The following is a 12,109-nucleotide window of genomic DNA, read 5'->3' as shown; positions in this document are numbered from 1 at the left end:
CGCAACGAGAGGCGCCGGACGTGTCAGTCAGCGACGATGATCAGCGGGTGCGATAGCGCAATCGCGTGCCGAAGTTCATCGACATCAGGATTTCGTCGGCGCTGAGTTCCACTGGAAAGTACGTACCGGAAATTTGCGCATGGGCCAGGCTCGCGCCTTCCAGGTTCGCTTTGCGAAAATCGATGCCGCGCAAGTCGGCGGAACGGAAGTAGGCGTCGCTGAAATCCACGCCGTCGGCATTCAGTTCGCGCAGGTCCAGCCCGCGGAAATCTCCCCCCACCATGTCGATGGGGCCATTCTTGGGGCGTTCATTGTTGAAGCCCTTGATATCGTCTTTGTGCAGCAGGGCATATAGCGGTGTGTCGAGAAGTTTTGGCTGGCTCATGTCTCATCACCTGATGTTTTTATGACGCCAGTATAGTGCCACCATTTGACAGTCGTGAAGCCAGCGAGGGCCTCACGACTGAAATAGTTTTTTACAGCCCTGGCAGGCGCTGGCGAATCTGTTCCACAACGGTATCGAGCGTCCCGCTTTCATTGGTCTGGACGCGCTTGCTGCAGAGGATTTCCGCGGGTGTCAGCGCTTCACGACTGTCTTGCTGGGCGGCGATAACGGCCAGAGTGGCGTCGGACGGGTCTTTCTTGTCTGCCTGACGCATGGCCAGCCAGCTTTCGATCACGGCCTGTGGCGCATTGCAGTCGAGGATCAGGAAGGGGGCACCTGTTGCCTCGGCTACCTTCGCTGCACTGTCACGCTGATCACGCTTGAGGTAAGTGGCGTCGACCACCACCGGGAAACCCGCACGCAGAATAATGTCGGCGATTTCGTGGAGGCGGGCATAGGTCGCCGCGCTGGCGTCGGCGCTATAGATGCCGGCCTGTACGTCGTTCTCGACGGTTTGCTCGCCGAACAGGCGCTTGCGCTCGACATCGGAACGCAGGCGAATCGCGCCCAGGGCTTCGACCAGGCGCATGGCGACATGGCTCTTGCCGACAGCGGAAACACCGTGGGTAATGGCCATGAAGCGTGAAGGAATGGTGCTGTAGCTTTCGGCCAGGTTGGCGTAGTTGCGGTACTGGCGCAGGGTCGTGGCGCGCTGCACCGCAGTGGCGTCGGCCGGCATGCTGAACAGGGCAACCTTGGCGCGAACCAGTGCGCGGTAGGCTTTATAGAAGTTCAGCAGTTCGAGACCGCGATAGTCACCGGTCAGCTCCAGGTACTGGCTGATGAAGCGACGCGCCAGGCACTTCAGGCCGCGATCTTCCAGGTCCATCGCCAGGAAACCGGTATCGGCATAAACGTCGGTAAAGCGAAACGGTTCGTTGAATTCGATGCAGTCGAAGATCACGACCTTGCCGTCGATCACGGTTGCATTGCCCAGATGGATATCACCGTGGCATTCACGAATGAAACCTTCGGCCTTGCGCTGGGCGAGCAGCGGTTTGAGGCGCTCGAAGCTGCTTTCGGCCCAGGCTTGCAGGGCGTCGAGTTGCAACAGGTCGGCTTTGTCGCTGAGGAACGGACGGATCTGTTCGAAGTTCTGCCGCACCGGCGCCATGACGCTGTCCGGGGTGCCGGCTTCGTGCCCGGTCGGCACTTTCGGTGCGCTGAGGTGGAAGCGGGCGATTTGTTCGGCCATCTCGTCGATGTGCGCGGTGGTCAATTCTCCATTGGCTTGCAGGGTGCTGAGCAAGCCGTTTTGCGGGAACTGACGCATCTTCAGTACATATTCGATGGCTGAGCCTTCACCACCCAGTTGCGGAGCCTCGGCGCTGCCGGTGACGGGCAGCACTTCGAGGTACAAATCGTCGGTCAGACGCTGGTTCAGGCGCAGTTCTTCAGCGCAAAAGTGTCCGCGAGCCTCAAGGCTGGTGAAGTCGAGAAAACCGAAATTGACCGGCTTCTTCACTTTATAGGCATAGGGGCCGGTAAGCAGTACCCAGGAAATATGGGTCTCGATGACCTGGAATCCCTCTATAGGATGCGGGTAGAGGGCAGGGTTTTGCAGGGCAGCGATCAGGGACTGGCTCACAGGCGATCCTTCAGAGTCTGGGAAATTCAAGGCCGTCATTATGGCCGCAAGTCCGCTTGACGCAAACCTCGGAGCGCTCCTGTTGAGGATGAATAAAGTGCGTATAATCCGCCGCCATGACTCGTACTCGAACTCCCCGTACCCCGAAAAAACCACCCTCCAGGGGCCTGCGCCCGTGGCTGGGATGGGCCATTAAACTCAGTCTGGTCGCCCTTGTGGTGCTGGCCGGATTCGCCGTTTACCTTGATGCGATCGTCCAGGAGAAGTTCTCCGGCAAGCGCTGGACCATCCCGGCCAAGGTTTACGCGCGCCCGCTCGAACTGTTCGTCGGACAGAAGCTGAGCCGGGATGATTTTCTGACCGAACTCGATGCCTTGGGCTATCGCCGTGAAAGCGTGGCCAACGGTCCGGGGGCGGCGTCGGTCAACGGCAATACCGTTGATCTGAATACCCGTGGCTTCCAGTTCTATGAAGGCATGGAGCAGGCGCAACCTGTGCGGGTGCGTTTCTCCGGCGATTACGTGGCCGAGTTGGCGGGGGCTAAAGGCTCGAAGCTGTCGGTGGTGCGCCTGGAGCCGCTGCTGATTGGCGGCCTGTACCCGAAAAACCTCGAAGACCGGATTCTGATCAAGATCGATCAGGTGCCACCGTACTTGCTTGAAACGCTGGTGGCGGTCGAGGATCGCGATTTTTATCATCACTTTGGTGTTTCGCCGAAGTCGATCGCCCGTGCAATCTGGGTCAACGGTTCGTCCGGGCGCATGCGTCAGGGCGGCAGTACCCTGACGCAGCAGTTGGTCAAGAACTTCTACCTGACCAACGAGCGCAGCCTGAGCCGCAAACTCACCGAAGCGATGATGGCGCTGCTGCTTGAACTGCACTACGACAAGCGCGAAATCCTTGAGGCTTACCTCAACGAAGTGTTTGTCGGGCAGGACGGTCAGCGTGCGGTGCACGGTTTCGGTCTGGCCAGCCAGTTCTTCTTCAGTCAGCCGCTGGCCGAGCTCAAGCTGCACCAGGTCGCGCTGCTGGTGGGCATGGTCAAGGGGCCTTCTTCCTATAACCCTCGTCGTAATCCGGAGCGTGCCCTCGAGCGGCGCAACCTGGTACTCGATGTGCTGCAAGAGCAGGGCGTCGCGACCGCCGAGCAGGTTGAGGCCGCGAAGAAGATGCCGCTGGGCGTGACCAAGCGCGGCAGTCTCGCGGACAGCTCGTTCCCCGGCTTCCTCGATCTGGTCAAGCGTCAGTTGCGTGAAGACTATCGCGACGAAGACTTGACCGAAGAAGGCCTGCGGATCTTCACCAGTTTCGACCCGATCCTGCAGATGAAGGCTGAGGCTTCGGTCAACGACACCTTCAAGCGTCTGGCGGGACGCAAGGGTTCCGATGACGTCGAAGCGGCAATGGTCGTGACCAATCCGGAGACCGGGGAAGTGCAGGCCATGATCGGCAGTCGCCAGGCCAGTTTTGCCGGGTTCAACCGGGCGCTGGATGCGGTACGGCCGATTGGCTCGCTGATCAAACCTGCGGTTTATCTGACTGCGCTGGAGAAACCGAGCCAGTACACATTGACCAGTTGGCTGTCGGACGAGTCCTTCTCGGTCAAAGGCGCGGATGGTCAGGTCTGGAAGCCGCAGAACTACGATCGCCGTTCTCACGGTACGGTGTTCCTCTATCAGGGCCTGGCGCATTCCTACAACCTGTCGACCGCGCGTCTTGGTTTGGCGGTCGGTGTGCCGAACGTATTGAAGACGGTGGCGCGCCTGGGTGTGACGCGTGAGTTCCCTGCCTTTCCGTCGATGTTGCTCGGGGCCGGCGGCATGACGCCAATCGAAGTGGCGACCATGTACCAGACCCTCGCCAACGGCGGCTTCAATACGCCGATGCGCGGGATTCGTAGCGTGCTGACTGCCGAAGGCGAGCCACTCAAGCGTTATCCGTTCCAGATTCAGCAGCGTTTTGATCCGGCCTCCATTTACCTGATCCAGAGTGCCATGCAGCGGGTGATGCGTGAGGGGACCGGCAGCTCGGTTTATAACGCGTTGCCAAGGACCCTGACCCTGGCGGGCAAGACTGGTACCAGTAACGATTCGCGAGACAGTTGGTTTGCCGGTTTCAGCCAGGACTTGCTGGCGGTGGTCTGGCTGGGTCGCGACGACAATGGCAAGACGCCATTCACCGGCGCCACCGGGGCCTTGCAGGTCTGGACCAGCTTTATGCGCAAGGCCGACCCGTTGCCGCTGGACATGCCGCAGCCGGATAATATCGTTCAGGCTTGGGTGGACTCGCGAACCGGGCAAGGTTCTGACGCCGGTTGCCCGGGTGCCGTGCAGATGCCGTATATTCGCGGCAGCGAACCGCCTCCCGGTGCCGCTTGCGGTGGTGAAAACCCTGCCGAGACGGTGATGGACTGGGTCAAGGGCTGGATGAATTAAGCAAAGAGGGTTTCAAGTGAACAAGTGGTTGATTCCAGCGGTTGCCGCCGTAGCTTTGCTCAGCGGTTGCTCTAGCGTACAACGTGGCTCGATTCCGGTCGTGGATTCCGGCACCGCCGTGTCCAACAGTGAGCGGATCTCGGCCAATGGCGGTTTCCGCCAGACGACCGTCAAGCGCCCTGCGCAAGGTCAGTCGCAGACCCAGGCGATTCCGCAAGGTGACAGCGGCGTAGTGGTGATGGTGCCAGGCGCGGCAACGACTTCGACGCCGATCAGCACCACGCCGATTACCCCGGGGCCGATCACGCCGGGGCCGATTGACACGTCGCCGGTCCAATCAGCGCCGATCAATCCGGGCAGCTACAGCATGCCGTCGTCGCCAAGCGGGATTCCATCGGCCAGTTCGGGCGGACTTTCTGCCGACGAGCAACTGGACGGCCCGGTATTGGCTTTGCTGACCACCGCTCAACAGCAACAGGCGAGCGGTGATCTCAATGGTGCCTCCTCCAGCCTCGAGCGTGCCCAGCGCGTTGCACCGCGTGAGCCGCAGGTGCTTTACCGTCTGGCGCAGGTGCGAATGGCTCAAGGCGACGCAGCCCAGGCCGAGCAGTTCGCTCGCCGTGGGTTGACCTTTGCCAATGGCCGTCCAGCCCTTCAGGCCAGCTTGTGGGAGCTGATTGGCCAGGCGCGTGAAAAGCAGGGTGACTCCCAGGGCGCGGCATTGGCTCGACAGAAGGCCAAGGTAACGCTGTGATGGATGCGCGATTTCTGAAAATCGCCGATCAACTGTTGTTGATCGAGCGCGAGTTGCGGGCGCAAGGATGGTGGGATGAAGTCTCGCCATCTGCTGAGGCGCTTTCCAGCGTCGAGCCGTTTTCGGTCGATACGCTGGATTTCGAGCAATGGCTGCAATGGATCTTCCTACCACGCATGAAAATGATCCTCGAGCAGAATTTGCCGCTACCCAATGCTTCGGGCATTCAGGAAATGGCCGAAATGGTCTTTGCCGGGCGCAATGTCCAAGGTAGGGATCGGCAGTTACAGGTGCTGCTCAAAGAATTCGATCAACTGATCACCGCGTCCCGCTGAGCCAGAAGCTGCCAGTGTCCGCTGGCAGTTGTTCACAATATCTCTCTATTTTGTCGGCCGTTTCAGGGTAAGTGCATTCGCGTGCCAATTTTTTGCCAAAAGTTGCGCAATCAAAGCTAACACGGGGTGGATTTACGGGTTTTTTCTTGCGTTCTCATGTGCTTAGTAGAATAAAGCACATAGACGACTTGACTTGCGAAGGCCGAAACAGAAGAATCCAAAGTCCGCTGTACAGGGACTGCCAGAAGCAGACCCTCTCAGCAGATCATGAGGCGCATATCCGCGTCGACCTGTTACACCCGCAACGCGTTACCTCGCGCTGGGTGGGAAAGCCCCGCAACACTTGGGACGATCCCAATACTTGCTCAGTCAGTGCTGACGTAGTCGGCGACCACCGTCGCTCATGCTCTGCCGAGAAGTAAACCTATTAAGACCCGTCCCATTTTTCGTGGGCGGTATTCTGGCGTTTTAGAGGTGAGCAACGTGGAGCTTTTATCTGGCGGTGAGATGCTCGTCCGCTTCTTGCGTGACGAAGGCGTCAAATATATCTACGGGTACCCGGGTGGTGCTCTTCTTCATGTCTACGATGCCCTGTTCAAAGAACCGGAAGTGACCCACATCCTGGTTCGTCACGAGCAAGCGGCTACCCATATGGCTGACGGCTACGCCCGTGCCACCGGTAAAGCCGGCGTGGTACTGGTGACTTCCGGTCCTGGCGCAACAAACGCCATCACCGGTATCGCCACCGCCTACATGGACTCCATTCCAATGGTGATCATTTCCGGCCAGGTGCCTAGCACCATGGTGGGCACCGATGCGTTCCAGGAAACCGACATGATCGGTATCTCCCGGCCGATCGTGAAGCACAGCTTCATGATCAAGCACGCGTCGGAAATCCCGGAAGTCATGAAGAAGGCGTTCTACCTGGCGCAATCCGGTCGTCCTGGCCCGGTCGTTGTCGATATCCCGAAAGACATGACCAACCCGGCCGAGAAGTTCGAATACGTCTTCCCGAAAAAAGCCAAGCTGCGTTCCTACAGCCCGGCTGTTCGTGGTCACTCCGGTCAAATCCGCAAGGCGGCAGAAATGCTCCTGGCGGCCAAGCGTCCTGTGTTGTACTCGGGCGGCGGCGTGATCCTGGGTGGTGGTTCCGCACCACTGACCGAACTGGCGAAGATGCTCAACCTGCCAGTGACCAATACCCTGATGGGCCTCGGTGGCTACCCTGGCACCGACCGTCAGTTCATCGGCATGCTCGGCATGCACGGCAGCTACACCGCCAACCTGGCGATGCACCATGCTGACGTGATCCTCGCTGTCGGCGCACGTTTCGACGACCGTGTCATCAACGGCGCGTCGAAGTTCTGCCCGAACGCCAAGATCATTCACATCGACATCGACCCGGCTTCGATCTCCAAGACCATCAAGGCCGACGTGCCTATCGTGGGGCCGGTTGAGAGTGTCCTGACCGAGATGGTCGCGATCCTCAAGGAAATCGGCGAGACCCCGAACAAGGAGTCCGTTGCCAGCTGGTGGAAGCAGGTTGACGAGTGGCGCGGTGATCGCGGCCTGTTCCCGTATGACAAGGGCGACGGCAGCAAGATCAAGCCTCAGACCGTGATCGAAACCCTGTGCGAAGTGACCAATGGCGATGCCTTTGTGACCTCCGACGTGGGTCAGCACCAGATGTTTGCTGCGCAGTACTACAAGTTCAACAAGCCGAACCGCTGGATCAACTCCGGTGGCCTGGGCACCATGGGCTTCGGTTTCCCGGCGGCCATGGGCATTCAGTTGAGCTATCCGGATGCCGACGTCGCCTGTGTGACGGGCGAAGGCAGTATCCAGATGAACATCCAGGAGCTGTCCACCTGTCTGCAATACGGTTTGCCGGTAAAAATCGTCATTCTGAACAACGGCGTTCTGGGTATGGTTCGTCAGTGGCAGGACATGAGCTATGGCAGCCGTCACTCGCACTCCTACATGGAGTCGTTGCCTGACTTCGTCAAGCTGGCTGAAGCCTATGGTCACGTTGGCGTGCGCATCACTGAATCGAAAGATTTGAAGTCGAAGATGGAAGAAGCGTTCGCCATGAAAGATCGCCTGGTGGTGATCGATATTTCGGTCGATACCAGCGAGCACGTCTACCCGATGCAGATCAAAGACGGCTCCATGCGCGATATGTGGCTGAGCAAGACGGAGCGTACCTAATCATGCGGCACATTATTTCCTTGCTTCTGGAAAACGAACCCGGTGCTCTGTCTCGTGTGGTTGGTCTGTTCTCGCAGCGCAACTACAACATCGAAAGCCTGACTGTGGCACCAACCGAAGACCCGACCCTGTCGCGTCTGACGCTGACCACGGTCGGTCACGATGAAATCATCGAGCAGATCACCAAGAACCTGAACAAGCTGATCGAAGTGGTAAAACTGGTCGACCTGTCGGAGAGTGCTCACATCGAGCGCGAACTGATGCTGGTCAAGGTCAAGGCCACCGGCGCCCAGCGCGCCGAGATCAAGCGCACTACCGATATTTACCGTGGGCAGATCGTCGATGTCAGCGCCAGCGTGTATACCGTTCAACTGACCGGTACCAGCGACAAGCTCGACAGCTTCATTCAGTCCATTGGCACCGCCTCGATTCTGGAGACCGTCCGTAGTGGCGTGACCGGCATTGCCCGCGGCGACAAAGTACTCAGCATTTAAACCAAATTAGCGAACGGCCTGAACGGCCTGATATAGGGGAAATTCATGAAAGTTTTCTACGATAAAGACTGCGACCTGTCGATCATCCAGGGCAAGAAAGTTGCCATCATCGGTTATGGTTCCCAGGGCCACGCTCAAGCGTGCAACCTGAAAGACTCCGGCGTTGACGTGACTGTCGGCCTGCGTAAAGGTTCGGCTACCGTTGCTAAGGCTGAAGCCCACGGCCTGAAAGTGACCGACGTTGCTTCTGCTGTTGCAGCTGCCGACCTGGTCATGATCCTGACCCCGGACGAATTCCAGTCCTCCCTGTACAAGAACGAAATCGAGCCGAACATCAAGAAAGGCGCCACCCTGGCCTTCTCCCACGGCTTCGCGATCCACTACAACCAGGTTGTGCCGCGCGCTGACCTCGACGTGATCATGATCGCGCCGAAGGCTCCAGGCCACACCGTACGTTCCGAGTTCGTGAAGGGCGGCGGTATCCCTGACCTGATCGCTATCTACCAGGACGCCTCGGGCAACGCGAAGAACGTCGCCCTGTCCTACGCTGCCGGCGTTGGCGGCGGTCGTACCGGCATCATCGAAACCACCTTCAAGGACGAGACTGAAACCGACCTGTTCGGCGAACAAGCCGTTCTGTGCGGCGGTACCGTTGAGCTGGTCAAGGCCGGTTTCGAAACTCTGGTTGAAGCTGGCTACGCGCCGGAAATGGCCTACTTCGAGTGCCTGCACGAACTGAAGCTGATCGTTGACCTCATGTACGAAGGCGGTATCGCCAACATGAACTACTCGATCTCCAACAACGCCGAATACGGCGAGTACGTGACCGGCCCTGAAGTCATCAACGCCGAATCCCGTCAGGCCATGCGCAACGCCCTGAAACGTATTCAGGACGGTGAATACGCCAAGATGTTCATCAGCGAAGGCGCTACCGGCTATCCTTCGATGACCGCCAAGCGTCGTAACAACGCCGCTCACGGTATCGAAATCATCGGCGAGCAACTGCGCTCCATGATGCCGTGGATCGGTGCCAACAAGATCGTCGACAAAGCTAAAAACTAAGTCACGCGCTTGTACGAAAAACGCGGCTTAGGCCGCGTTTTTTCGTTTGGGGGGCCGGTTCTGGTATAAAGCTGCATCGTTTGCGGCCGAACCGTCGTCCCAGACACCTGTCCAAACTTTCCACCCGTTGCAAGGTAATGTCCATGAGCGAACGCCCCGAAGAGCCAAACCAGGCTTCTGACGCCGAAAGCCTGCTGCCCATCGATGAACATGTCGAGGAAGGGCATGACGCCGAAGGTCGTAAAGTCCGGCATCGTGGTATCTATCTTCTGCCGAATTTGTTCACCACTGCGAATCTGTTCGCAGGGTTCTATTCCATCATCAACTCAATGAGCGCCCAGGCGGCCTTGAGCGCCGGTGACTCGGCCAATGCGAGCAAGTATTTCGCGTTCGCGGCCATCGCGATCTTCGTCGCAATGGTGCTCGATGGTCTTGATGGGCGCGTGGCCCGCATGACCAATACCCAGAGCGCCTTCGGTGCCGAGTACGACTCGCTGTCGGACATGGTTGCCTTTGGTGTTGCCCCGGCATTGCTGGCCTTTGGTTGGGCCTTGGGTGACATGGGCAAGGTTGGCTGGATGGTCGCCTTCATCTATGTGGCGGGCGCGGCCTTGCGCCTTGCGCGCTTCAACACCCAGGTCGGTACTGCGGACAAGCGCTACTTCATCGGTCTGGCCAGTCCTGCCGCTGCGGGTGTGGTTGCAGGTATCGTCTGGGCGTTCAGTGACTACGGCATTCAGGGTTCCAAGATGTCCTTCCTGGTTGCGCTGATGGTTGCGGCGGCCGGCATGCTGATGGTCAGCAACATCAAGTACAACAGCTTCAAGGAGCTGGACCTGAAGGGGCGAGTGCCTTTCGTGGCGATTCTCGCCGTGGTGCTGGTGTTCGCAGTGGTGTTCAGTGACCCTCCGCGCATCCTGCTGCTGGTGTTTCTCGCCTATGCAGCCTCCGGCCCGGTTCAATATCTGTTACGTCTTCGCCGTAACAAGAGCGCGTAATTTCCCTCATACTCCGCAGTCTATGGGTGCATCTGTCCTCCAAAGCTGCGGAGTAACCATGCTGATCAAAGTCCCCAGAGCGTCCGATTGCCACGAGTCGGACGTCACGCCTGAATCCCTCTATCTTTCTCGACGCAAAGTGCTCGGCGCCACGGTTGCGGGCTTCGCTCTGGGCAGCCTGTCGCAATGGGCCAGCGCTGGCGATGCTGTGCGTTATCCGGATGTCGAGCCCGGCAAGGCGCCTTCCTGGTTCAGCGAAAAACTTCCGGCTACCCAGTGGGGGGCGATCAGCGTCAAGGATGAGGCGATCACGCCGTTCAAGGATGCGACCCACTACAACAACTTCTACGAGTTCGGCACAGACAAAGGTGATCCGGCCGCCAATGCCGGTACGCTGAAGACGGAGCCGTGGTCGGTAGTGGTGGACGGGGAGGTGGGCAAGCCTGGGCGGTATGCGCTGGAGGACTTCATGAAACCGTATCGGTTGGAGGAGCGAATCTACCGGCTGCGTTGCGTGGAAGCCTGGTCGATGGTCATTCCCTGGATCGGTTTTCCGCTCTCGGCCTTGCTCAAGGAGGTCGAGCCGACCTCGAAAGCCAGATTCATCCGCTTCGAAACCTTGCAGGATCCCCAAAGCATGCCGGGGCAGCGCTCCGGTTTTGCCTTGATCGACTGGCCCTATGTGGAAGGGTTGCGACTGGATGAGGCCATGAATCCGTTGGCGATTCTCGCAGTGGGGATGTACGGGCGTGAATTGCCTAATCAAAACGGCGCGCCGTTGCGTTTGGTGGTGCCTTGGAAATATGGCTTCAAGAGCATCAAGTCAATTGTGCGCATCAGTCTGGTCAGCGAGCAGCCGAAAACCACTTGGCAGAGTATTGCTGCGGATGAATATGGCTTTTATGCGAACGTGAATCCCACCGTTGATCATCCTCGTTGGACTCAGGCGCGTGAACGCCGCCTGCCCAGTGGCTTGTTCAAGCCCAATGTGCGCGACACGCAAATGTTCAACGGCTATTCAGAGGAAGTCTCCTCTCTATATACGGGGCTCGACCTGAGGAAGAATTACTGATGCGCTATCCGTTTTGGCGTATCGGTGTCTTTGTCGTGGTGCTGGTGTGGCCGCTGCTGTGGCTGTACCAGGCCTGGGAGGATGTCCTCGGGCCGGATCCGGGCAAGGTGCTGGTCGATCGATTGGGTTTGGGGGCGCTTGTTCTGCTGCTTGTAACCTTGAGCATGGCGCCTTTGCAGAGACTCACCGGTTGGGCGGGGTGGAATGCCGTGCGGCGACAGTTGGGATTGTGGTGCTTTGCCTATGTGCTGCTCCACCTCGGTAGCTACTGCGCATTCATTCTTGGTTTTGACTGGTCGCAGTTGGGTGTCGAGTTGCGCAAGCGGCCTTACATTATTGTCGGGGCGTTGGGTTTTCTTGGTTTGCTGGCATTGGCGGTGACTTCCAATCGATACAGCCAGCGACGATTGGGCGCCCGCTGGAAGAAGTTGCATCGCCTGGCTTATGCCATTCTCGGGCTTGGGTTACTGCATATGCTCTGGATTGTGCGCGCCGACCTGAAAGAGTGGGTGATCTATGCATCTATAGGTGCATTGCTGTTAATGCTGCGGCTACCGCCTGTGGCTCGTCGAATCCCGCGTCTAATGGCTAAAAAGGCCTCTTCTGCCAAAAAGGCGTAAATAGTGGTTGACGGCAGATTCCAGGTGTCTATAATTCGCCCCACTTCCGGCGCAGTCGAAACGGAAAACTCCTTGGTAAACAAAGAGTTACGCAGTTT

The 12,109-nt window shown here is 58.5% G+C and carries 11 protein-coding genes; 9 read left to right on the top strand and 2 right to left on the bottom strand.

Going from position 1 to position 12,109, the window contains the following annotated elements:
• Positions 1-40: 40 nt before the first annotated feature.
• Positions 41-385: a pentapeptide repeat-containing protein gene (locus tag AC3WTM_RS27210; RefSeq protein ID WP_102672227.1), complete on the bottom strand. Its 345-nt coding sequence runs from the start codon at positions 383-385 to the stop codon at positions 41-43.
• 91 nt (positions 386-476) lie between these two features.
• The gene (locus AC3WTM_RS27205; RefSeq protein ID WP_102672226.1) at positions 477-2,033 is read right to left on the bottom strand and encodes a bifunctional aminoglycoside phosphotransferase/ATP-binding protein; all 1,557 of its coding nucleotides are present in this window, start codon (positions 2,031-2,033) and stop codon (positions 477-479) included.
• Positions 2,034-2,149: 116 nt separating this feature from the next.
• On the opposite strand from AC3WTM_RS27205, the gene mrcB reads away from it, so the two are divergent.
• The 9 genes from mrcB to msrQ all read left to right on the top strand — a co-directional run bounded on the left by mrcB (position 2,150) and on the right by msrQ (position 12,011).
• Positions 2,150-4,468: a penicillin-binding protein 1B gene (mrcB, locus tag AC3WTM_RS27200; protein ID WP_090451424.1), complete on the top strand. Its 2,319-nt coding sequence runs from the start codon at positions 2,150-2,152 to the stop codon at positions 4,466-4,468.
• Positions 4,469-4,484: 16 nt separating this feature from the next.
• Positions 4,485-5,222 carry a tetratricopeptide repeat protein gene (locus AC3WTM_RS27195; RefSeq protein ID WP_102672225.1) on the top strand — a complete coding sequence of 246 codons (738 nt, stop codon included), beginning with the start codon at positions 4,485-4,487 and terminating at the stop codon, positions 5,220-5,222.
• Positions 5,222-5,557 (top strand): YqcC family protein, encoded by a 336-nt coding sequence (locus AC3WTM_RS27190; protein ID WP_102672224.1) that lies wholly within the window; start codon positions 5,222-5,224, stop codon positions 5,555-5,557. Before AC3WTM_RS27195 ends, AC3WTM_RS27190 begins: the two co-directional genes overlap by 1 nt.
• Before the next feature lie 483 nt (positions 5,558-6,040).
• Positions 6,041-7,765, top strand: a complete 1,725-nt coding sequence (locus tag AC3WTM_RS27185; RefSeq protein ID WP_057716561.1) for an acetolactate synthase 3 large subunit — start codon at positions 6,041-6,043, stop codon at positions 7,763-7,765.
• A gap of 2 nt (positions 7,766-7,767) precedes the next feature.
• Positions 7,768-8,259: an acetolactate synthase small subunit gene (ilvN, locus tag AC3WTM_RS27180; protein WP_003205610.1), complete on the top strand. Its 492-nt coding sequence runs from the start codon at positions 7,768-7,770 to the stop codon at positions 8,257-8,259.
• 45 nt (positions 8,260-8,304) lie between these two features.
• Positions 8,305-9,321, top strand: coding sequence for a ketol-acid reductoisomerase (ilvC, locus tag AC3WTM_RS27175; protein ID WP_003228216.1), 1,017 nt, complete (start codon positions 8,305-8,307; stop codon positions 9,319-9,321).
• Positions 9,322-9,464: 143 nt separating this feature from the next.
• Complete coding sequence (gene pssA, locus AC3WTM_RS27170) at positions 9,465-10,319, top strand: CDP-diacylglycerol--serine O-phosphatidyltransferase (protein ID WP_007971084.1); 855 nt, start codon at positions 9,465-9,467, stop codon at positions 10,317-10,319.
• 58 nt (positions 10,320-10,377) lie between these two features.
• Positions 10,378-11,391: a protein-methionine-sulfoxide reductase catalytic subunit MsrP gene (gene msrP, locus AC3WTM_RS27165; protein WP_102672223.1), complete on the top strand. Its 1,014-nt coding sequence runs from the start codon at positions 10,378-10,380 to the stop codon at positions 11,389-11,391.
• On the top strand, positions 11,391-12,011 hold the full coding sequence (gene msrQ / locus AC3WTM_RS27160) for a protein-methionine-sulfoxide reductase heme-binding subunit MsrQ (protein ID WP_102672222.1): 621 nt from the start codon (positions 11,391-11,393) through the stop codon (positions 12,009-12,011). The genes msrP and msrQ overlap by 1 nt, the downstream gene beginning before the upstream one ends.
• The last annotated feature ends 98 nt before the right edge of the window (positions 12,012-12,109 follow it).

It is taken from the genome of Pseudomonas sp. EU05-FHT14B02 (assembly GCF_058791055.1).
This window is presented reverse-complemented; position numbering and strand designations above follow the sequence as displayed.